Source organism: Corynebacterium sp. ES2775-CONJ, from assembly GCF_024814515.1.
In the GTDB taxonomy this organism is placed as follows: Bacteria; Actinomycetota; Actinomycetes; order Mycobacteriales; family Mycobacteriaceae; genus Corynebacterium.
Genome location: NZ_JANUXT010000002.1, coordinates 208,795 through 232,186, shown reverse-complemented (window position 1 = coordinate 232,186; position 23,392 = coordinate 208,795). Strand labels below are relative to the sequence as shown.

At 51.7% G+C, this 23,392-nt stretch carries 17 protein-coding genes and 1 CRISPR repeat array; of the genes, 14 read left to right on the top strand and 3 right to left on the bottom strand.

All coding sequences use genetic code 11. The features are described from left to right. Positions 1–72: 72 nt before the first annotated feature. From NXT01_RS03320 to NXT01_RS03270, 12 genes are all read left to right on the top strand, one after another. Positions 73–693: a DUF4230 domain-containing protein gene (locus NXT01_RS03320; protein WP_259077351.1), complete on the top strand. Its 621-nt coding sequence runs from the start codon at positions 73–75 to the stop codon at positions 691–693. A 318-nt stretch (positions 694–1,011) separates the two neighbouring features. Beyond that, a complete protein-coding gene (locus NXT01_RS03315; protein WP_259077349.1) occupies positions 1,012–2,919 on the top strand; it encodes a Rib/alpha-like domain-containing protein in 1,908 nt (635 codons plus the stop codon). A gap of 328 nt (positions 2,920–3,247) precedes the next feature. Further along, positions 3,248–5,287, top strand: coding sequence for a pentapeptide repeat-containing protein (locus tag NXT01_RS03310; protein WP_259077347.1), 2,040 nt, complete (start codon positions 3,248–3,250; stop codon positions 5,285–5,287). A 290-nt stretch (positions 5,288–5,577) separates the two neighbouring features. Further along, a complete protein-coding gene (locus tag NXT01_RS09425) occupies positions 5,578–6,024 on the top strand; it encodes a siderophore-interacting protein (RefSeq protein ID WP_396124710.1) in 447 nt (148 codons plus the stop codon). Further along, positions 6,025–6,255 carry a siderophore-interacting protein gene (locus NXT01_RS03305; RefSeq protein WP_259077345.1) on the top strand — a complete coding sequence of 77 codons (231 nt, stop codon included), beginning with the start codon at positions 6,025–6,027 and terminating at the stop codon, positions 6,253–6,255. 811 nt (positions 6,256–7,066) lie between these two features. Continuing rightward, entirely contained in the window at positions 7,067–7,435 is a 369-nt protein-coding gene (gene rplN / locus NXT01_RS03300; RefSeq protein WP_259077338.1) for a 50S ribosomal protein L14, read from the top strand. Between the two features lie 4 nt (positions 7,436–7,439). Beyond that, positions 7,440–7,754, top strand: coding sequence for a 50S ribosomal protein L24 (gene rplX / locus NXT01_RS03295; protein ID WP_259077336.1), 315 nt, complete (start codon positions 7,440–7,442; stop codon positions 7,752–7,754). Continuing rightward, a complete protein-coding gene (gene rplE / locus NXT01_RS03290) occupies positions 7,754–8,308 on the top strand; it encodes a 50S ribosomal protein L5 (RefSeq protein WP_259077794.1) in 555 nt (184 codons plus the stop codon). The genes rplX and rplE overlap by 1 nt, the downstream gene beginning before the upstream one ends. Positions 8,309–8,545: 237 nt before the next feature. Next, a complete protein-coding gene (locus NXT01_RS03285; protein WP_259077334.1) occupies positions 8,546–9,319 on the top strand; it encodes an enoyl-CoA hydratase in 774 nt (257 codons plus the stop codon). A gap of 202 nt (positions 9,320–9,521) precedes the next feature. After that, complete coding sequence (locus NXT01_RS03280; RefSeq protein WP_259077332.1) at positions 9,522–11,363, top strand: efflux RND transporter periplasmic adaptor subunit; 1,842 nt, start codon at positions 9,522–9,524, stop codon at positions 11,361–11,363. A gap of 17 nt (positions 11,364–11,380) precedes the next feature. After that, positions 11,381–12,130 (top strand): ABC transporter ATP-binding protein, encoded by a 750-nt coding sequence (locus NXT01_RS03275; protein WP_310470301.1) that lies wholly within the window; start codon positions 11,381–11,383, stop codon positions 12,128–12,130. Continuing rightward, positions 12,127–13,407 (top strand): ABC transporter permease, encoded by a 1,281-nt coding sequence (locus NXT01_RS03270; RefSeq protein ID WP_259077329.1) that lies wholly within the window; start codon positions 12,127–12,129, stop codon positions 13,405–13,407. Before NXT01_RS03275 ends, NXT01_RS03270 begins: the two co-directional genes overlap by 4 nt. Before the next feature lie 61 nt (positions 13,408–13,468). Here the strand turns inward: NXT01_RS03270 and NXT01_RS03265 are convergent, their stop codons facing one another. After that, positions 13,469–14,593, bottom strand: coding sequence for a hypothetical protein (locus tag NXT01_RS03265; protein ID WP_259077327.1), 1,125 nt, complete (start codon positions 14,591–14,593; stop codon positions 13,469–13,471). Between the two features lie 24 nt (positions 14,594–14,617). Then, complete coding sequence (locus NXT01_RS03260; RefSeq protein WP_259077325.1) at positions 14,618–16,855, bottom strand: HtaA domain-containing protein; 2,238 nt, start codon at positions 16,853–16,855, stop codon at positions 14,618–14,620. Between the two features lie 478 nt (positions 16,856–17,333). Next, positions 17,334–17,667: direct repeats of the CRISPR family, unit length 37 nt; unit sequence GTTTCAATTCGCTTCATAGCGACAGGTGGATTGCAAC. A gap of 1,009 nt (positions 17,668–18,676) precedes the next feature. On the opposite strand from NXT01_RS03260, the gene NXT01_RS03255 reads away from it, so the two are divergent. Both NXT01_RS03255 and NXT01_RS03250 read left to right on the top strand, forming a co-directional pair. Then, positions 18,677–19,372, top strand: a complete 696-nt coding sequence (locus NXT01_RS03255; RefSeq protein WP_259077324.1) for a DUF3800 domain-containing protein — start codon at positions 18,677–18,679, stop codon at positions 19,370–19,372. Beyond that, on the top strand, positions 19,369–19,893 hold the full coding sequence (locus NXT01_RS03250; RefSeq protein ID WP_259077322.1) for a hypothetical protein: 525 nt from the start codon (positions 19,369–19,371) through the stop codon (positions 19,891–19,893). The genes NXT01_RS03255 and NXT01_RS03250 overlap by 4 nt, the downstream gene beginning before the upstream one ends. Positions 19,894–20,704: 811 nt before the next feature. Here NXT01_RS03250 and NXT01_RS03245 read toward each other — a convergent pair. Continuing rightward, on the bottom strand, positions 20,705–22,963 hold the full coding sequence (locus NXT01_RS03245) for an HtaA domain-containing protein (RefSeq protein ID WP_259077321.1): 2,259 nt from the start codon (positions 22,961–22,963) through the stop codon (positions 20,705–20,707). Positions 22,964–23,392 lie beyond the last annotated feature (429 nt).

Here is a 23,392-nt window from a genome sequence, read left to right as displayed (position 1 = left end):
CTGTGCCAGTACTGTGTCCTTATTCGCGTCTGCTATGGCGCACAAGAAAAAGAAAGAATATCGGGGATTCATATGCGCCGCTTTTTCATAGGTCTCGGCTTAGCACTTTTAACATTGCTCCTTATTGTGGGTTCCGCCTTCTTTTATGCACAAAGCCAGGTATTCAAACAAAAAGAACCCACCATAACGTCTACCGGCATCGCCGCATCTTTCAAAGATATAGCGGAATTAGCTGTGGAGGAATATACCTTTACCAATGTGGGCAAATTTGCAGATGAAGGCCACCAGATCTACGGCCTGACGGTTCCACTTACGGGCAAGAATTTTCTCATTACCTACGACGGCACCGTTAAAGCGGGGGTCAAAGACTTCAGCCAGATCGCTATTGATATGAGTGATAGCGCGAAGCAGGTCACGTTGAAAGTACCGCGCGTAGAGATCATCGATTCCAAGATCGACCCCGACAGTGTGATTGTTTACGATCAAAGCTACAATCCCCTCAACCAGCTCAGCGTGGACGATATGACCCGTTTCCTTACTGTCGAAGGTAAAGCGGCAGAAACTCAGGCCATTGAGCATGGCATCCTCAAGCGCGCCGGGGAGCGCGTTGAGCAGCTCCTCGATACTCATATTAAATCCCTGCTCCTTCATACAGACAAGGAAGACTACGAAGTTACCGTAACCTGGAAGTAGTCTGGAGTAGGCCAGAGCAGACTGTAGAAAAACGCCCTCACCTTTGTACTTAGTGAGGGCGTTTTTCCCATCGGCTGGTGTGGTGAGTGTTGAGATAGGACCCATTAGCGAGGATCGCATATATATAAAGGCTGCCGTAGCACTCAACCCCGTGAGTGAAAAATTTCCTTGAACGCAAACGAGTAAAAATATCAGGTATGCAGCATAGATGCGGTAAGCTTTCCATATTTTTCTATTGACACGCAGACTCCTCGTCGCATAAGGTGAGAAATCTCACAAGGTTTTCTTATGACCTTCTTAACGAGAGGAAAGTGTCGAGTGACACAACACCACATCAGGCGCGGAGCAATTGCCTCTGTGACCGCTATATCCATGCTTGCCGGGTTGACAGCCATACCTAGCTATGCCAATGATTTCGCTATCAAGACAATTTCACAGGTCAAGGACATATCCTTCGGCGACAAGGTCGGACGTTTCACGACTCCGACCCAACTCAATATCAAATATATGCCTGATGCACGCGATCGTATCCCAGAGAACCTGGAGTTATTCTCGCTGATTAACGGCCGCGAGTACCTAGAAGGTGCGCTGCACATCAGCAATCCTGATCGCTACGATGAGTCGCAGATATATATGGGTAATTTTTCGGGTTGCGAGCCAATTGAGGTAGGCAACGAGAAAGAAGAGTATTCAGTGGTACCCAGAGACACGGTGGAGGGGCAAATAAGGGACGGACACCGCCATATCAAGCTCTTCAACGATCCCTATGGCTTCGTGCAGAATAAGCCAAATGACAAGGTCAACTACGCGATCACGACACCCGTCGTGCTCAACGGCCCGGGAGTGTGCTACCCTTCGGTTTTTGCACAGACGCACACAGCACCCATTAGCAGTTATGCAAACTTTGATTATTACACTCCATGGGTAGCTAATGATGATACCGATCAAGCAGGAATCACAGGTAATGGTGCGAACACCGTCCCGTATTTCACTTATTACAGCGAGGCGGATAAGTCTAATAGCGCCGACTATATAAAGGCATTTGATAACGGTACACCCAATAATATTCTCGACGATGTAGTGGTCACTCACTCGGCCCTTCGTGGTATCCCGGGTCATAGAACTAGTCAGTTCGATGTCGCAGTCGGGCCCGAGTACGTTCCATCACCACAAGGTGACTACTTAGAATTTGCCTTCGTGACCCGCCATCTCTCAGATCCTTCTCGCCCAGGTGCTGGCCGGAATAGGGATAATTTACAAGAGGTGGAAGGATATTCCGGTAAGGCCGTCATTCCCGTCATTATCCTGCCGAAAAAGCAAGAGTTTTCACTTAGCTATAACGATCGTGTTGTCCAAGCTGGAGAGACACTTATTCTCGAACCAACAGTAATCTCAGCGCCACCAGCCCAGTCGACATTCACGTTTAAGAATAATGTCGACTCGTGGATCACCATTGATGAGGCAACGGGAACGGTTACAGTCAATCCACCCAGAGATATCGTCAGTGTGACGAAGGATTTGATGGTAGTTGTCACCACGGCAACTGGTGATGAGAAGGAGGTGCCGCTGAAGCTGCAGGTATTCGGTAAGGCGATTGTGCCCCCTGTTACCAGCACCACCTCCACTCCAACGTTAAGCCCAGCTCCGAGTGCGCTGCCGACGCCATCGTCAGGAACCGCTATTCCACCGATTCCGAGCAGCACTACGACTCCGACTGTAGAACCATCCCCCAGTACATCTACTACACCTAGCGCTACGCCCACCGCTACGGCTGCTCCAAGCTCCACAACCACGCCTACTGCGACGCCTGCTCCAAGCGCTACAGCGACCTCGAGCGCCTCGCCCGCACCAACCACATCAGCGACCTCTAGTGTCACACCGACCGCAGAGCCAACACCAACTAACTCCAAGGAACCTGTGCCTGAAAGCCCGAAGAAGGGCTCAAGTGACAACGACGGGGAAGGCAAGTGTACCGCCCATCCTCATATCATCATGCCAGCGCTTGTGACCATATTATTGGGGCTAGCCGCGGCATTGCCGTTCGTCCACATTCCACGAGATGAACGATTAGAGAAGAACAACCCGCTTGTCCGTGACGTTCGTAATTTTTTGCGGGCCAACCGTGGCGGACTAGCAGTACTGACGGCGGTATCAGGGCTTATCAGCTTGCTATTCACACCAGCCACCTGCGACGGACCCACCCTAGCTGATCGAATGAGTTCCTAAAAAAGGGGCTCAGCCCACGGGGCCTGTTGGAAACGACGTGCCAGAAAGCGATGGGGTTGGTTGTGGCCCACCCCGTCGCTACCAAATATATTAAGGCGAAAACCAGCCGGGCTTAACTTCACCGACCTTATTCTCGCGGGCGGATTGGATAGTGAGCCAGCCGACAGAGTGTTGTTCAATTCCCTATATGCCTTGGATTGAGCATGCCTATCTCCTAGGCGCTGGTTAGTAGTTAGCCTGCTTCCGTATTTATTCGGGCGCAGAATATGGCTGTGAGCGGTAAAATCGTGAGGTATCAGAATTTTCTCCCCCAACAAAAGAGGACCTCATGGCTCAAGACACAGGCGAAGAATATCCAGAGCAGAAAACACCAGCAGATATCTCAATCACTCCCGAGTCAGAAACCCCGCTCGAGGCTACCGATACTGAGGCGGACCACTATACGGTGACCGCAGTAGAAACTGATATTGACGGTGACATTACCGTGGAACTAAAAGCCTTGGACACCCCAGAGGAGGGTACTGACCCGGCGCAGGTTGTAAACAACGATCAGGCGCTGAGCGCAGATGTCGAGGTAGAAAAACCCGATATTGAGCAGGAGCTCGACGCTGGCGTCGTGGAAGAGGGACAACAGCAATCCGCTACCCAAGAAAAGCTGAATGCTGTCAAACAAGAGGGTGCTAAGAAACTCCACGAGGCCTCAGAGAAGTTTTCTGAAGCTTCAGAAAAAGTCAAAGAGGGGGCAACAGAGAAATTCCAAGAAACTTCCGCCAAGTTCACCGAAACCACAGAAAAGGTGAGGGAGGGAGCGAGCGAAAAATTCAAGGAAACTTCCACTAAACTCACCGAAGCTACGGAGAAAGTAAAGCTCGAGGCAGGCGAAAAATTCCAGGAAGCGAGTGAGAAGCTACAGGATTCCTCCGAAAATTTTCAAAAGAACTGGCCGAGTTATAAGGTGCGCATGGCTGCCCTGGTGCGCACAATCGGACGCGAGATCGCCAACGTTTGGGGTGCGCTTAAGCACTGGTCCAATAAATCCGTGCTGCGTGCGCTCGCAGTTTCGCTCGTCATCGTTTTATTTCTTTATGCCACACTGGCCTCGCTCTGGCTGGGAGATCTTGCATCCAGCTACCAATTTGCGGCTCTTACTCAAGTCGAAACCTTCAAATACGCCATTATTGCGCTGGTTGCTAGCGCCTATTTCGTTTTTCGATATTGGGAGCGCCGCGATTCTGCGACTAATCAGCTGGCCGAGGACGGTTTGAGTACCGATCGCCGTCTCGATGAGGCCATGGAAAAATTAGGTTCAGATTCCCCGCAGGTTCGCATTGCCGGCATCTATACCCTTGCAGATGTTGCTGATATCCGAGGTGGCTCTTATAAACAGCGAGTGGTGGATATCTTGTGTGGTTATTTGCGCAGTCATCGCGGAGACGATACCGATGGAGAGCGTGCTGTTGAGTCAACGATCTTCGGCGTATTCTCCGAGCATCTAGTTTCTGCTAGTGGCCTCGAAACTGCAGCGGGGAAGAAGCAGCTCAAGCCAATAGAACAGCTCTGGTCCGATTGCCGTTTCGATTTCCGCCACGCCTATTTCATCTCTGAGGTTGATCTCAGTCAGGCATCTTTTGATTCGGTGGCAGATTTCAGCGGGGCCACATTTACTCGCCCAGCTGTATTCAACTACGCATCTTTCGATGTTGATCCCGTATTTACTGATGCCCAATTCCTCGCTGAGGCCTCCTTCTTCCATACCGTATTCAGGCAAGGAGCGTGGTTCGGCGGGGCTAATTTCACTGAGGACGTGAGATTCGATAACGCCCAATTCCGGGGAAATGTGAATTTCTCTCGAGCCCGCTTTGAGAAGGATCTGTGGTTGAGCGGGGTGACCTTTGCTGGCGATACATTCTTTGGTGAGGCGAAAATCAACGATAAGGCGAGCTTCGTTTCGTCCACGTTCACCGGGCACACTGACTTCCAGTACACCACCTTCGGTGGCGAAACCATCTTTGACGGGGCACGCTTTGCCAAGGGCGTTTGGTTCTTAAACTCGGTCTTCTACCAGAAGGTTTCTTTCCGTGACGCCTCCTTTGATGCCCACTCTGGCTTTAATGGCGCAACTTTTAGCGCAGAGAGCATCTTCGATGCAGCTACCTTTTATAAAGATGCACAGTTCGAAGGGGCTCGCTTTAAAGACACGGCCTCTTTCGGCTCTGAAGAGGCACCTACTCGGATGGAGACCGGATCCAGCTTTGATTCCGCTGAAATTGAAGTGAGTGATCCTCCAGTCTTCGAGGTTGATCCCGTTGTAGAGTACTTGGTTTTCAACGATGCCCAATGGCCGGAAAGCCTCAAATCCTACCGCTAGATTTCTCATCAAACGCTCGTGCTCCTAAAAGCTCATGCTGCATCCTCAGACCTCAACAAATAAGGATGCAGCATTGTGCTGCGATCGCGTGCGCCACGGACGTAGGCCCCTCGAGACGTGGATGCGCACACTATGAGTGATCGAGCAAGCCCACTCAAAGTCGTATAATTGAGGTAAGCCTTAGCCTCGAGGTCTTTTATTGCTATGGTGACCGTAGATATAAGAAATCCGGCGAAGCAGAAGATTAAGCAGGGGCGTCTAAGGTAGGTAAAAGTATATACGGGCTCATCATGAGGGTCCTACGAGTGGAAAATTTTACGTGCACAGTTTTACGAATCTGGGACCACAGTCCCACAATGAAGGATGTACGGGTAAGCTCCCCGGATTTCATTCGGCAGTGCCAACCATGCGGAGGAGACTTTATTCGCTGCTGGTTTGCCCATCCATATCAACCCACTAAACAAGTGATGCGAGGCTATACTCTCGTCGATATTGATAAACGCAGTGGTGAGTTCACTCTATACTTCCTGATCCACGAACCTTCAGGGCCGGCATATTTGTGGGTCCAATCCGTTGAGCCCGGGGACACCTTTGAGGCATCCTATTACGGTTCGACTCCCTTTGACCTGCCTGATCCACAGCCGAAAGGTTTCATTTTCATCGCCGATGCGGCTGGATTTCCCTACGTCAATTGCCTCGCTCGTCGCTTGACTGACGATCATGCTATCAGGGTGTGAATGCTGGAATGGCGAAAAAGTGATCGCACAATCCCGCTGCTGGACCATCCGAATATTGACATCGAATGGGATCAGCCTGATTCACAATCACTGCTCGATGAGGCCAAGGAGTTTGATTGGGACGGGTGGTTCCCACACCTAGTGTGCGAGGCAAAGGTTTTGTTGGACACAAAGCGCTATCTGCTCAAAGAAGTGGCGATGGACAAAAGGTCTATGTACGTCCATGCCTGATGGGTCAAAGGTAAAGAAATGGGCAGTAGCAGAGATATATGAGTTTGACGCTGTGAGGTGGTAGCGGACCTTGGGCGAGTAGGCTGTTCTGAAAAAATATGGTTTAGCAGGTGGGATAGTTCACTCTCACGTTGAAGCTTAATACCTAGAACGATAAAAACTAACGGAGAGCTCAGTCATATTCGCAGATAGGAGGTATCTGGCATCATCGCGGTGGGTGTGAACAAGAAAAGCTCTGCGGTGGAGGTCACAACATCAGCACCCACTGGGCTTATTATCAGAGTGAGAATAACGAACGATTCTTCGCACACTGAGGGAGATACTGAAGCCTCAAGCGAAACGCTCCACTAATATCAGGCACCAGAAGCTCCGAGGTTCGTCACAGACACACTTCGATTGGGGCCAGGGCTAAGCGCATAGCTCCTTTGACCGACTGGAAGTTTGGCCGAGCACGAAGGTGTAATTGGCTATCTCACGCTAACTTCACGCTAACTTCACGCTAACCTTAAGCTATGGCGGTGCACTTGGCGGATTCCGCTTTTGACCTCCAACTCTATGGTGGACTTGCGCGTAGGCCACTCCATGAAGGTGTGAGTCCAATAGGGGGCCAAAATGGCAAGCTTGAAAGCAAGTGGTGGGTGTGGTTTACTATCTGGGTTGCCTTTTATAGGTTTGAGCTCGCGATGCCCGATTCCGGGGCAACGGCGGCTTGAATGCCCTTCGGGGCCGAAAATGGAGGCAGCAGTACATAGACCGCGTGTGTCAGTCCGGAACTCTGCCACACATAAAATTTAGGTCAAGGAGACCCCTAGTGATTCAACAAGAATCGCGTCTGAAGGTCGCCGACAACACCGGTGCACGTGAAATTCTGTGCATCCGCGTCCTCGGCGGCTCCACCCGACGCTTCGCTGGTCTGGGCGATGTAATTGTCGCTACAGTCAAGGAAGCAACCCCCGGCGGCAATGTTAAAGCCGGTGAGGTTGTCAAAGCTGTCATCGTTCGCACCAAGAAGGAAACCCGTCGCGCAGACGGTTCCTATATCAAGTTCGACGAGAACGCTGCTGTGATTATTAAGAACGATAACGAGCCTAAGGGCACCCGTATTTTCGGCCCCGTTGCTCGTGAACTTCGTGATAAGAAATTCATGAAGATCGTATCCCTTGCACCGGAGGTGATTTAATCTTATGAAGATCCATAAGGGCGACATGGTCGTCGTAATCTCCGGCCCCGATAAGGGCGCACAAGGCAAGGTTATTGAGGCTTATCCTAAGACCGAAAAGGTTTTGGTTGAAGGCGTTAACCGCATCAAGAAGCACGTAGCAAACTCTGCCCCAGAGCGTGGTGCAGAGTCCGGCGGAATCGTGACCCAAGAAGCTCCTATTCACGTTTCCAACGTGATGGTCCTCGACTCCGACGGCAAGCCAACCCGCGTTGGCTACCGCCTCGATGAGAACGGCAAGAAAGTCCGTATCTCTCGTCGTAATGGGAAGGACATCTAATCATGAGCGATTACACTCCACGTCTTAAGACTCGCTACCGCGAGGAAATTCGTACCAAGCTCAATAAAGAGTTCTCCTATGATAACGTCATGCAGATCCCTGGTGTCGTGAAGGTTGTTGTCAATATGGGCGTGGGCGACGCTGCCCGCGATTCCAAGCTGATTAACGGCGCTTTGGAAGATCTCACCGCCATCACTGGCCAGAAGCCTGAGCTGCGTCGCGCTAAGAAGTCGATCGCTAACTTCAAGCTTCGTGAAGGTATGCCCATCGGTGCCCGCGTAACCTTGCGTGGCGACCGTATGTGGGAATTCCTCGATCGCCTGCTCACTGTTGCTCTGCCACGTATTCGTGACTTCCGCGGCCTCTCTGATCAGCAGTTCGATGGTCATGGTAACTACACCTTCGGTCTCTCCGAGCAGACCATGTTCTACGAGATCGACGTTGATAAGGTCGACCGCCAGCGCGGTATGGATATCACCGTTGTAACCTCCGCTACCAACAATGATGAAGGCCGCGCTCTCCTGCGTGAACTCGGCTTCCCATTCAAGAAGTAGCATAAAGGTACTAAGGCGAGTAGATCGCCTGAGCATTACTTTCCCACCCGCTCTTGTGATGATCACGAGAGCGGGTGGTTTTGTTTTTCGCCGCCTATCTCCGCCTATCGCCTCACAGTCAGATGAGTAAAAGGTGGTCAATATTACTGCAGGCAACTGGCTCTCCTACGCTAGCCTTGAGGATAACCCCCATACACGGGATTTTTATTGTGCCCACGTCATTTTAAGGAGCCAGCAATGACCTACGAAACCATCCTCACTGAGACGCATGGCCGCGTCGGATTGATTACCTTCAACCGGCCCAAAGCCCTCAATGCCTTAAACAAGCAACTCATGGAGGAGGTCGTTGCCGCCGTAAACATATTCGACACAGACCCAAATATCGGTGCCATTGTGCTCACCGGCAGTGAGCGGGCCTTTGCCGCAGGCGCGGATATCAAAGAAATGTCCACGAAATCCGCACCTGAGATGTATCTCAGTAACTGGTTCTCTGGCTGGGATGGCCTAAGCTCTGCGCGTACCCCGATTATTGCCGCGGTCAACGGCTATGCCTTGGGCGGAGGGTGCGAAGTGGCTATGATGTGCGATTTCATTATCGCTAGTGATACCGCAAAATTCGGCCAACCAGAAGTTAATCTCGGCATCACCCCAGGTATGGGCGGTTCGCAGCGGCTTAGCCGGGCTGTGGGTAAGGCGAAAGCAATGGACATGTGTTTAACCGGTCGAATGATCGATGCCGAGGAAGCAGAGCGCGCAGGCCTGGTTGCACGGGTGGTTCCCGCAGCCGATCTCCTCGATACTGCCCTCGAGGTCGCCACCACGATTGCAGAGCGTTCTTTTATTGCAACCTCCCTCATTAAAGAACAGATCAATACAGCCTATGAGAGCACACTGCAGCAAGGCCTGCTTTTTGAACGTCGTACTTTCCATGCCCTCTTTGCTACCGCGGATCAAAAAGAAGGGATGGATGCTTTCGCTCATAAGCGCGTCCCGGAATTCAAGCACCAGTAACCTCACCGATTAGAGCGCGTAAATCTCCCGCTCAGATGACATAACCCTCAGGGTGGGGGAGAAGAACACTGTCAATAACTCAGGGTTTGCCCTCACCCCGTTTTGGATAATCAGGGTGGTCAAGAATGCTATCCCTTTGTTAGCGTTACTTATAAGAAGAGACATCGCTTTATAGAGCCAATAGAAAGGTCAGCCAGTCATCGTGGCCATATCAGCCGTAGCAAATAAGAGCGTACTTATCGGAGGTTCGGTGCTACTAGCGCTGGCCCTGGCAACGGGCGGGGGAATCTATTATGTCTCCAACAATAAACAGGAAATCAGTGCAGCTGACTACCAGGAGCTCTCCAAGCGAGATAACGCAAAAAAGGTATCCATCTCTGGCACCATCGAAGCCCAAAGCTCGGTGGCGCTAACCACAAACCTGGCAGCACCGGTTAATAAGGTATCTGTCAAAGTGGGCGACCGCGTCCAAGTAGACCAGATCCTTGCGCGTATGGATACCAGTCAGATTGAGCGCCAGCTTGCTACTGCACAAGCGCAGCAAGCTGCCCAAGATGCGGCATCGATTAGCCAAATTCAAGCGGCACAGCGCCAATACGATCAGCTTGTGGGCCTGAATAACGATGGCCTCAACGGGGAAATATCCGCAGCGCAAGCCGCCTTGCGCCAGGCGGACGCTCAATATCAGCGCGCTCAGGCGGAGTATGATTTCCAGCGCTCCCAGGTTGATCGAGGCAATGATCCGAGCATTATCGGCCAGACCGCAGCCGTCGAGGCAGCACGGGACCAGGTTTTAAACTCAGCACTTGAGGCGGCTCGCACCGGTACCACCATTTTCTATCGCGCAGAAGACCAGGCCCGCGATACCGCGGAACTAGCCGCGCTTAATACCAAACTGGCCCAGTTGATCTCGCAACGCGGCCTGGCCACAGATCCCATCGAGATTGCCCGTCTCGACGCTGATATCGCCTCCACCCAGGCCTTAGTAAAAGCCCTGCAGGAGAAACTGAAGCGCTATCCGGAGAACTATGTGGGCGCTGGTCTTACCACTGCCAGCAATGCGGCGGGACTCTTAGCCAGCCTGCGTAACCTCAACGATGCGCAAAATCTACTCAATAATACCCTCGGGGGCGTGGATCTAAAGCTTCAGAATGCCCAGCGGGAACTAGCTCTGGCCTTTGATGCTAAGAAGGATGCTGCGACCAATGTCATCGCAGCACAGCGCAGTGTCGATAACCAGGTACAAAACCAGCAAGCCGCTATCGATGATGCGATGCGCTCCGCGCGGGCGAGCCGTGCGGCCAATGGAGCATCAAATCAGCAGTTGCAAGTAGATATTGCCTCCGCCGAGGTGCGCAGCCCAATATCTGGAATTATCACCCGCGTAGATGCCAAAGAAGGCACCCCGGCTACCGGTCCCTTGATGATGGTGGCCGATGACCGTCGCCTCATTATCCACTCCACCATCAAAGAGATCGATATCTCCAAGGTAAAGGTAGGACAAGAGGTAGATTTCACCACCACCGCTACTGAGAATAAGAAGTTTGAGGGTCGCGTGTCCTTTATTTCACCGGCTGCTAGCACCGATGGCTCTACCGCTATGAACCCCCAAGCAGCAGGTTCTGGACAAACTAGTTCCTCCAAACCTACCTTTCCAATTGAAATTGAGGTTATAGGCGACCGAGACGGCCTCCTATTAGGCAGCTCTGTTAAAGCGAAAATTATTACCAAAAAAGCCAGCGATAACCCTCTCGTATCCAAAGACTCCGTGTTTAAAGGTCCCGACGGAAATTTCGTGCTCGTTGTCGCGAAGGAGGATGGCACCGATATTATTCGCAAGCGCCGCATCGACCTGGGTAAGGAACTTGACTTCGATTATGAGGTCACGGGCGGAGAGGTGAAGACGGGTGATCGCATCCTAGGTGACTATCAGCGCTTCATAACCGATGTGGATGATGAGGTTGAGGTTGCCGAAGACCCCGCTGCTGCACCATCAACCACCGCGCAATCTGGGGATGACGTCACAGTGGAGAAGGTTAATTAATGACTCAAATCGATAGTATGCCGCCGCAGCTTATTGATATGAGAGGCATCTACAAAACCTTCAATGCTGATACCGAGAATGAGTTGACTGTGCTGCATAATTGCGAATTCGACGTCGCTGACGGGGAATTTGTTTCCATTGTCGGGGCTTCCGGGTGCGGTAAATCCACGTTGATGAATATCATTGGGATGCTCGATCGTCCCACACGTGGAAAATACCTGCTCGAAGGGGTGGACGTCCTCGATCTTCGCGATGATCAGGCTTCGCGCTACCGCAGTAAACACATCGGATTCGTTTTCCAGAACTTCAACCTCATTGGGCGCATTAGCGCTAGGCAAAATGTGGAAATGTCGATGATGTACGCAGGTGAATCCCGCAAAGAGCGCGAAGAACGCGCTATGCATTTACTGGATATGGTGGGTATGGCCGACCGCGCAGGGCACGCGCCGAGTGAATTATCGGGTGGGCAGAAGCAGCGTGTCGCTATTGCCCGCGCCCTTGCTAATAACCCCTCGCTTATTCTTGCCGACGAGCCCACCGGTGCCCTCGACTCCAAAACTGGCCGCATGGTGATGGACTTATTTCATACCCTCAATCAAGAACAGCAGCGCACCATAGTCTTTATTACCCACAACCCCGAGCTGGCTAAAGAGACGACCCGCACGGTCACGATGCGTGATGGAGTGCTGCGCGGTCCCAGGGCTCCCCGAGATCCTGAGCTGATTAAGGCAACCCAACGGGCCACAAATCGAGGTGACCACCAGTGAGCGTACTTGAATCGCTGAGACTCGCATGGAGTAATATCGCCGGCAATAAACTGCGCTCATTGCTGACGCTTTTAGGTGTCGTTATCGGTATTGCTTCCGTGATCGCTATTCTTACCCTCGGGCAAGCTCTGAAAGTGAATGCCAATTCCAGTCTGGCCAGCCTTGGTGCGGCCGACTACTCCCTGCAGATCCAGCCCACTTTAAGCGAAGAAGAGCTCGAAGAGCTCGGCGGGGAAGACGCTTATTTTTACTTCGGACCACTCGAGGACCCCGAGGATGGCATTAGCGAAGATATGATCGAGCGCCTTCGTCAGGTTATGGGTGATGACCTCGCCGGTGTTGCCATCGGTGATCAATCGGCTAGTTTTGGTAATTTCAACTCTGGTGAAGCAGACGCGGACGGAACCGTTAGCTTTGTGAATGAAGATTATGCTACTTTGCGGGATATTCCGGTTGAGGTGGGTCGCGGGATTTCGGCCGACGATATTGCCAATAGCCGTCCTGTGGCGGTGATTTCAGATCAGCTGGCGCAGGCGCTTTTTAAAGGAAATGTTAAGCGCGCTATTGGATCCACACTCGATTTTGAATCCGAAGAGAGCTTCGTCAGTGTGAGCGTGATTGGCGTGCAGAAACCAGCAGAAGGAAACCTCTTCAATATCAGCGGCCCGCGAAATGCCGCTCTTATGCCGTATTCCCTCCAGGAGTACTTCACCGGTGAGGAGAACTATTGGCAGAATATCTTTTTGCGTAAAGGGCCGCGCATTGAGCCTGCGGAATTTATGGATAAAGTCTCATCCTTCTTCGAATCCTATTACCAGGACAACCCCGACTACAACGTACGGGTTTTCGACGGGGCGCAGAGCTTGGCGATTCTCAATACCTTCCTCTCGACCATCAGCGCGGCCATCGCCGCGATTGGCGGTATCTCGCTTTTTGTGGGCGGTATCGGAGTAATGAATATTATGCTCATTACCGTCACCGAGCGCACCAGAGAGATCGGTATCCGCAAAGCCCTCGGTGCCACTAGGCGCGATATCCGACGCCAATTCGTTATCGAAGCCATTGTCGTGTGTATGATCGGTGGACTTATTGGCCTTGCCACCGGATCGATATTGGGTATGATTGGCTCCTATTTCATGGGCGGGGTGACTGCTCCTCCGCTCTGGGGCATTCTAGTATCCATCGGATTCTGTTTAATTATCGGAGTATTCTTCGGCTGGTATCCCGCCAATAAGGCTGCAAAATTAGACCCCATCGAAGCGCTGCGCTACGAATAGAGCCCACAGAAACCCCCTAGGAGAAATTCCTAGGGGGTTCTATTCCGTATGCGAGGAGTAATTAGCGGGGGATGAAGTGATTGAATGCTGCTATAACGATCGCTGCCAAACCGATGAGGCCAGCAATGACCCCCACCACTATGCCCACTATACGTCCAACGCCCATATCCTGAGGATTGGCGGGTTCATCAGGTTCAAGGTCAGGGGTTGGCTGCGCAGATGTCGTTGGAGGTTGCGGAGCTGGGGAGGGAGTGTGAGAAGGTGCGGGATCGTGATTGGCCTTCGGGAGTGCTCCGTAGGCCAGCTCTAAGAGCTGTTGATTTGTCTCGGCATCGCGCTCTATAGCGGTGCGCATATCGGAATTGAGAACTAGCGGATCAACGACCGTGACAGTTAACTGCTTAGCATGGTCGGTTAACGGGTGGCCTGGATAGCGCTTCTCGTCGCGATCATTATTGAGCTTCCGACACGCTGCGTCGGTACTTAAGCCCAATTCGCAATCCACAAAACCTTGAGCAATGTCGTAATTAACCACCGCGAACGGGGAGATCTCTGCAGTAGGTGTGCCTGCCTCGAGGTCACCGATAATATCGCGAAGGCGGTTGGCACCATCGGAGACGATTTTCTCGCGGTTATTGATCAAAGCAATACGCTTATCGAGGCTATCCTGCTCTTTTAGAGCATCACGGCGGGCCAATAACCCTGTGGAGCTTTGGCGCAGCAACTCTAATGCCTGTTTACTCTCCTTGAAGTCAAAGCCCACCTTGCTGAGATCAAGAGCTCTAGCTGCAGCATCACCTTCCACCTTCATCATCGCAAGACCCAACCGAGCCTTGGCGATATAGCAATTATCCTCAGATAATTGGTGGGCTTGGTTCATCTTCGGGGTACGCTGCGTATAATCTGCGTATTTTTGCTGGTAGGCAGCAGTGTGATAGACGTGGCGCAATTGGCTTAGGTCGTGGAAAGTATGCAACTCGCCCATATACTGGGCACTATCAGCAGCCTTGTCCACATAGTATTTATGCGGCATGGCATCACTAGTCTCTATCTCATAGCCATCAACGTTAGTCTCATGAGCTATCCCCTGAGGAATGACAGCTGTAGAGGCAGGCAGCAATGCGGCGCCAGTGGCTAGTGCACTAGCAAGCGCCACACCAGACAATAAATGACGATAATTGTGCATGATATGTCCTTTCATCTTAAAGATCTATATACGCGGAAGGAACTGAGCCAGCAGCCCGAGATGCTGCGCGATGAAGCCACCAATGAGCCCAATAGCTGCAAGAACCGCAATGATGATGCCCGCAATGGCGCCACCACTAAGTCCGGTTTCACTTTCGGGTATCGGGGTAGGAGCCGGGGTCTCGTCCTCAGAGAGATTGAGCAGATCATCATTCTGAGGAAGTTTCTCTGGCCACAGTTCAGCGAGCTTCTCGCGGCTGGCGAGATAGGTTTGTCGTGCCTCGTCGACGCGCATACGAGCGGCAGTAACTTCAGTATCAGAGCCTGCTTTATTCACCGCAGCGAGATTTTCTAGCGCCTTGTTCAGGCGAGAGCGGCTATCGGTGAAAATCTGCCATGCCAATTGCTTATGTTCGCGAATTTCGCGCCGGTGGGCTTCCTCTGGGGTTTCGGTGCTCAGAGCTTCGCGCGTGGGATCGACAATATGCACCAGCTCATAGTGCTCGATCCCGCTGGTATTATTTTCCACCACAGTGGGTACGAAAAAAGATCCGTTAGCAAGCGCAAGGAAATTGCCTTGGGTCCTATTGGAGGTTTCGCGCCCATTGGGAATATCAAAAACGCGCTCTTTTCCATCATGAGTGACAGGTGTGAAAGTTGAGGGGTCGAACCATATAAGCTGGCCACGCTCACCAGATAACATGACTGGCTGATTCTGGCTATCCCAACTAACTCCTGCCCACCCTGTGAGATCGGGGCGTGCTGCTAAGCCTTGATCCGCCGTCACATCGCGATTGGCATAGATCAGCCGCTGAACTTGATTGCTACCGGCTGAGGTGAAATTATTCCAGCGGATAATGTCGGCCCCATTATTAGCCATAGCCGGCATCGACTCATTGGAATTATCCTCTTGTGACCCCGGCATGAATTTTGCCACCGCCTCAGGCTCCCGGGCGCGGGGATCAATGCTGATCAAGGCCTTGCGCTTGGCCGAATTCTCACCATTGAGATAGATATCCGCATTCGAAGAATAAACGAAAGTGCCATCAGGCATACTGAGCAGCACTGTGGCCATGGGCTCTGGCGCAAAACCGGGGGCGTAGGGGCTATCACCCGCAATATCGTTCGTAGCAAAGAGCTCTGCCGCCGAAGGCAGGACGATATCGGAGCTGATAGCGGGAGTATCGCCGCCGGAAATAATATTGAGGTGGCCGATCTTTTCCACCGTAGGGGTCGATGATTGGTTGTTCTCCACCGAAATGGCAATAATATCGCCAGTCGTATCGTGCACCCCAATGCTATGAACAGTGCCTTTGGTTGTGCCAACGGGTTCAATTTGCCCGAAGCCAGAACTGGTGACCTTTACTCTTTTAATGACAGAGCTGAAGCGATCGAATCTACTTGGGGATTCACTGAAATAAAAATAGCCGTGAACGGCGTCAAACGCGGCAATATTATGGCGCGACAATGGGAAATCCACCTCGGCTATCTGCTTCATGTCGGAATTGATGAGATAGAGACCATGGCCACCCACCGATACCAAAACCTTATCTCCTAATTGGTACAAACCATGGTGCTGATCATAGGTGGCAGGCGAGCGCCACTTCTGCTGCATGACCTCTAGCGAACCAGTATCAGAATCAGGCCGTGCTCCCTGCCCCTTGGCACTAAAGGAGAGCGGATCGAGCCCTTGACCTGGTTCATAGAATTCGGAGAACATACGATTGCCCTCGGTCGTAAGCGTGGTTGGAATATTCTCCCAATTGATATAGCCCGTATCTTGTTTAAAAGCACCGCCGGCAGTGGAGAGCCGAGCAATCTTTACTGGCTCGCTCGGGGCATAGTAACTCTTATCCTGGTACTGCTTACTGCGCACGGTGGCCTCGAGGTACGAGCCTGAGTTATCGATAACTATCTTGGGATTGCGAAGGGTCATATCAAGATCGCAGGTAGCCGAGAGGTCTCGAGCTTTTTCCTTAGTGCCACAATAGTTGCGAAAGCGAACCTCACCACCGAATTGCGCCTCAGTGCGCTGGGTTACGGAATCAAAACGGTAGCTCTGAAGTGGGAAGTGGAATGTCCGATCGGTAAAAGTAACCCCATCCTCTAAAAAGGTTGGACCGCCGGTGTAATTATTAAAGCTGGTACGAATACCCCAGCGAAGCTCTTCCACCGGAACTTCGCTGGCTACTGCGTGGAGTGGTAGGAGCGCCAGGCTGGTGCTGGTGATCAAAAGGGCGCGTGATATTGCTAAAAGTCGCACAGTGAGTTGCTTGCCTTTCGGGAACAGGGAAAAACGAGACTAGGCGGTATTGGATATTTCTACCAAAATAGCACAGGGATTAGGCTTACCTAATATTGCCTGATCGCAGGTCGTGTCCAGGAAACGAGTACCCATAAGTTTTGTACGAGAGCGGGCGGGGAACTAATGCGGAATGCGGGAGGGCTGCACTAATGCAGGGAGTGTTGCTAAAACTCCGTTAGTCCGCGTACGCGGTCCTCTTTAAACTCGCGTGGGCCCCGGGGCGGACTGATAGGAGCGGAGCAATGGGAGAGGGAAGAAGTAGAGCTTGGCTCCCTCTCAGCGACAAAGGTGTGCTGATAAAAGTGAATAGAAGAATCGCGGGACTTGAACGGAGAGTTCGGTATTCAGAGAGATGTCTAACTGAAAAGGGGATAGGGGAATTTGATCCGATGCCCGACCATTTTGTCAGAGATATAAATTCCGTCTGCTGCGCAAGACCTTACCTTGCTTCGTAGCAACAGGTGGATTGCAACAGGTTATATCACGACTTTCATACATACGTGATACCAAAGTTTCAATTCGCTTCATAGTGACAGGTGGATTGCGACCGGGAAAGCGGCAGTGCACTGTGTCATTGTTGGTTTGTTTCAATTCGCTTCATAGCGACAGGTGGATTGCAACAGAACCTAACGAATACACCCCACACCCACAAAGGATAAAGTTTCAATTCGCTTCATAGCGACAGGTGGATTGCAACAAAAGATTGTAACCCAGGAAGTTTTAGAACTTTCCTGTTTCAATTCGCTTCATAGCGACAGGTGGATTGCAACTCCGCCCATTTTTTGTGGGCACCTAGCAGGGAGTTTACACCCCACTTTCACGCGAGCCAATTTTATCTCCTTAAACATTGTTGAAAATATCTAGATATTTCTGTTTGCCCAGCTCAGAGACTTCACGAGAGAAGTGCCTCTTAGCGCACTTCTCAAGATCTCTACGCCTAGGTTTGTAAAAAGCGAACGAGTAGGTAAGGGCCATCTTTAGATATTTCTAAACTGTATCTGCCCCAACGTCATTATGAATCAACTTTATCTCAGGCGTGCATTCAATAGAAGTGTGAAGTTCGACTCTGCCAGTTTGACGGTTTGGCGACATTGCGATGGGAAGAACCTTCCAGGACTCGGCACTACTCTTCGAGTCTTGATTACACCAGAGGACAAATAAGCGGCGTCTTTTAAGTGCCTGGCTGGCATCGCCTAGTAGCGAAGAGTTACTTAGTCTGGGCCCATTTTTCTGCGATACGAAGGGGAGTTCGCAGGAAGCTCGTGTCAGCTCCCGTTTTCTCCTGGTCCCTATCCGGTAAGAGTTCCATCGATCGTAAGGTGGCGAGCTTTTATCCAGTATTCAAACCTGTGGCGGGGCGGGCTTAGGGAATCATATACCGCGGGGCGAGCGGGAGCCTTTATCTCCATAACTTTGAGGTCGAAGTGCTTGCCCGACTAGTTAGAGACCTCAAAGGTTGTTCGTTGTCACCGTCGGCAATGTAAGGGACCAACCGAGTCCAGAAAGATATACATGGAAGCCTTCATCGTTGTAGAGGTCAAGTTTTATCACCGTGACCGCAAACTTTAGTGTGCGCATATATTTCAAAGGTTTGAGAGTCACGATCCCTGACTCCCCTTTATGGTTCTTCACGGGAGCCTCTATGTGCACGGGGGTACTTCACAGATCTCCACAGCAGGCTTCGGTATATTTAATTAGCGATACACTCGCCGAGCTTGCCGCTCCGAAAAGGCAGGCCTGTGCTTAACTGCTTATAATGTCCACTCGAGGGAGTTAGTCGTGCCTGCACTAAATATTTACTGCGATGAGAGTACGCACTTACCCAATGATGGTCAGCCGTACATGGTCTTAGGTGCAATAATTTGTCCTGCAGCACGATCGCGCGAGGTGGCAGTAAGACTTCGAGAGATCCGAGCTAAGCACCAGATCCCGGGTACGCTCGAGCTTAAGTGGACGAAGGTTTCCCCATCGAAACTCGGGTTCTACCGCGATATTATTGACTACTTCTTTGATGATGATGACCTGAGCTTTCGAGCCGTTGTGGCGTCCAAGCGCGGTCTCGATCACGCGCGCTTTGGTCAGACGCACGACGATTGGTATTACACCATGATGTTTAATCTCATCCGCAACGCAATCCCCGCCCACGACGAGGCATTCGTCTACTTCGATAAAAAAGATACCAACGGTCAAGACAAAATCGATCGCCTGTCTCAATCACTCATCAACGCGGAGTACGACTTCAGCAGGAGCAATATCCGCCGAATGCAAATTGTGGAATCGTACCAAGTCGGTCTACTACAGCTTGCTGATCTACTAATCGGCGCTATCAATTACGCAAATCGAGGGGATACGGCGAGTGAAGCTAAAATGTATCTGATTGAAAGAATCAGGGAACGCTCAGGGATTAATCTGATTCAGAGCACGCTGCCCTCGGAAACGAAAATGAATATCTATCGGTGGCGAGCTCACAAATGAGTCCGCACCGACCCTTCCATACGGGACCAGCTTTCGATCAACGATCTATGGCCCTCGATGAATATATCGAGAATCTGTACCAAATATTCCTTGCAGATCTAGTTGATCGTCCGCTTCCTTGGAAAAGAGATGGCCTAAGCGTCAGTCTCCGCAGGCACCCCGAGGTTGATGGACGTCATGCAATTTTTTGGCATATTATCTCTGGCGGGTCAGGATCAGAAGCCTCACGAAGAATAGAACCCCATCGCTGCATTCGGATTCGCTGGATCCGACTTCTCGTTGAAATCTTCAATATCGAATTCCCCAAGGAAACAGACATTCGTTGGTGGATTGACCGCAAGAGATCTTCGCAACCGCGCTACGTGATCACCAGGCCAGAGTTTGACTATATCGTTGTGATAGAACAGCGTGAACGATACGCCTTGCTTGTTACTGCATACTATATCGATCACGAGCATCGCCGTCGGAAGCTTAAAAAGGAATGTGATACTTTTTGGCAACAGCAAGAGCCGCCCACATAGTGAACGGCTCCAGATACTCCTTCAACGCATGGTTGATGAGCTAGGGCAATCATAACACCGAATCTAGGTTCAGGGAAGTGCATCACGCACGGACACGTTATACCTACTCCCTGGAATTTTAGGAGGTTATCTAAGCGGCCTCATGGGTTGAGGGTGTACAGGGCTGGGGTCTGTGAGAAACCGAGACCATCATTCAACTTCTGAATGCGAATGCTGAACTATCCAGATTGCTTTCAGGTGGGCTCTCGTCGTAGCACTGTCGCAATGAATCCGTTGAGGCTCAACCCTCACCAGGGAACAGGAACGCACATTGCACGTGGTCTTAACACTGTGCCTGCTCAGCGTGGGTGAAGGATTCAACCAATCTGGGTTCACACCAAGTGACGTGAGTTTAAGTCGCTATGAGATGGAACCCTAGAAGTAGCGGTAAGGTGGCGCTTCCTGCCTGTCCCCTAGGGATCCCCCTTTAACATTCATCGAGTGCATGATTAAGATATGCGAGAACTGCGAGGGGGACGGCCTTCGAACTCTAGCCAGAAGGCTGACTTCAGGCGTGTCAGAAGGCCCCCTAGGTTAGGCGTAGAGATCCTTGGCTAGCGATTGCATGGACCCGGGCCTGTGGAAAACGGCTGTATGAGATTGGTGAAGGTGTGCTGATCGCGCTTCCAGAGCTCATTCTTTGCTTATTCGCCACGGGCCTCCACTCCTTTAGGGGGTTAAGGCCGGTGAGAATGGGTGACCCCACACCAACCCTAGGTTATATGAAAACCAGAGGCCCGTTGGGAGAGAGTTTCAATTTTCCACCAAAAACCTAGAAAAACCTCGCGAGTAATCCTAGGTGCTGCGCCACCCCAATAATTGCCGCGATGATCGCAAGAACGCCAATAACGATTCCAGCGATAGCGCCGCCGCTTAAACCAGACGAATCTTGATCATCTGGATGTGGTAGCGGGGTGGGGTTGTCAGGGATACTCGGCATGTCGGGGAACTGTGGGGTATAGGGGCGGCCAAAAATTTCCTCGTAGGCTTTTTTAGCTTCGTTATAGCTATTGATCGCCAGTTCGAGTCGGGCGGCTACATTTCTAGCCTCTACCTCATTCTTATTTTTCAACGCCTGGATATGGGCCCGCTGCAGATTACGCACCTCTTCTTCTGTGCTCTGCGCGATACGTAGGGAGATGCGTTGCTGCTCTTTGAGCTTATTAAGTGCCTTTTCTTCTGCCGTTTCGGCGCTCAAGGGCTCGCGGGATTCATCGCGCAGGCGAATGAGTTGGTACTTTTCGTCGATACCCTTCCGGTAGGTGGGGATAAAGAAGCTGCCGTCGGAAAGTGCGAGCAGGTTATCTTGGTAGACCTCGAATAATCCGTTGCCATCGCGAATGCTGAAATCTCGCGGGGAGTCGCCTTCTTGCTCAAGGCGTTCCAAGGTATCGGGATTGATCCAGACGAGCTTCGAATGAACGCCGTCGACTACAACGAGGTGTCCGTGGCTATCGAAGGTGGCGCCAGAAATTCCGACGACGGAATCTACTGGTTGTGGACTGCGTACTTGGGTGAGCCGGCCCGATTGGTAGCGCAAACTCTCCGCGAGAGAATATTGAGCATCGTCATTCTTATCCCACCGAATGATCCTCTCACCATCAGTGGCGATGCCCTCGAGGACCTGGGTGCCCTGATAGCTCGTGGAAGCAGGGAGATACTCGGCTAGGTGGGCTGGATCATCTGGATTGATATGCACCAGGATATTGCGCAAAGTTCGATCAGAATCTTTCAGCCGAGGGGCAGCCAAGCTGTGGTAAATAAAAGAACCATCGTCCATGCTGAGCAGGCGCGGGGCCGTGAACCCCGCAAAGAAAGTGGGAGCATAGGCCGTGGTCTCATCAGTAACCGCTGCTCCCAGAAGTGTTGAAGTGTTGGGTAGGGTGAGGGGAGCAGAGAGGGTGCCCGTGACAGGATCGACGATATACAGTTCGGCCGTGCGCTCATCTACTGGAATATCAAAAGACTGGGGCTTCTCTGCCACGCTGATTGCTACGATACGCCCAGTCTGGTGGTGGACGGCGAGGGCGAAAATAGGATTGTTGGTGCTACCGAGCCGTTCCTCTTGGCCGAAGCCGGTAGCGGTGACTTTCACTCGGAATAAGTCAGAGCTAAAGCCTTGGCGGTATCCATCGTGGGTATGTGGGTCCCACTTGGTGTAGTAAAAATAGCCATGGTCCGCATCGAATGCATTGACTCCATTGGTAGCAAGAGGGGCAGCAAATTGAGCCCTATCGCCAAGCTGCGGGTCTACTATGTGGAGACCTTCGCCCGTCACCGCCACGAGTGCTTTGTTGCCGTGCTGGTAAAGATTATGGCGGGCGGAATCATAATCTTTCGGCGATATCCACTCACCGCTTTCGGCTCGCAGATTCGACCGATCGCTGGATAGACGCTGACCCTCGCCATGAGTACTGAAGGAAATCGCATCGAGGGAGCCCCCTTCACGGTAGAAATTCGAGAAAGTCTTAACGCCCTCTGCCGTAAGGGAGACGGGAATATCTTCCCAGGAAATAGTTCCCTCAGCCTTGTTGGCTGCGAAGATACCTCCAGTGGTCGCGAGCTTTCCAATGGCTACGGGTTCATTGGGGGAGTAAACCTCATTCTTTAGATACTGGCGTGAAGAGACGGTGGCATAAAGATAAGAGCCTTCCTTATCTATTACAACTTTAGGATCCTTGATTGACAGATCCAGATCGCAGTACACATTGAGGTCGCTACCGTCTTGGCCATTGCAGTATTTCCGGTAAGCAACCTCGCCTTCGAATTGAGCTTCTGTATGCTCGCGAGTGGCATCGAAACTATAGTCCTTGAGCGGAAAGGTGAAAGTATAGTTTCCCGGGTCAGGCTGGGTCGCCCCACCGTGGACGAAGGTAGGTCCGTTGGTGTAGGAGTTAAAAGACGAGCGGATGCCCCAGCGGAGAGAATCCATGAGAGCGGGTGCCGCCGCGGCAGTGGCTACTGGGAATACTGGCAGCAGACTGCTCAGGCTGATCATGGCCACTAGACGGCTGATACGAAATGCGCTCAAGACATATGTCCTTTCTACTGTTTTAATTCACACCAGTCATATGATCATCGCCTCGCAACTGTTGAGTACACGCCCTGTGTGAACGAGGGCAGCTAGGGTAGAGATACCTAATGGCAGTTGCAGCCGAGTAGGGCGTGAATATATATCGTGGTTGATGCTCACCATACGCGGGCTGGGATAGGTTTACCTAACTTGAGATATCAACGGGGAAGTTGGGAGCAAGAGCGCACACCAGTCACGAGGTGCAAGAGCCGAATAGCCTACCGGTGAAAGCCTTGTATGAAGATTGTCTGCTGAGACAATCGGTGGAATTCCGTATCATTTACGTTTTCTTAACCTACGGGCTACACCAGCCCGTATAGGCCTTCCGCAGAGCCGCCGGGGATAAAGGCCGGGGATGAGGGCAGTAGCGGGCGAGACGTTAAGATG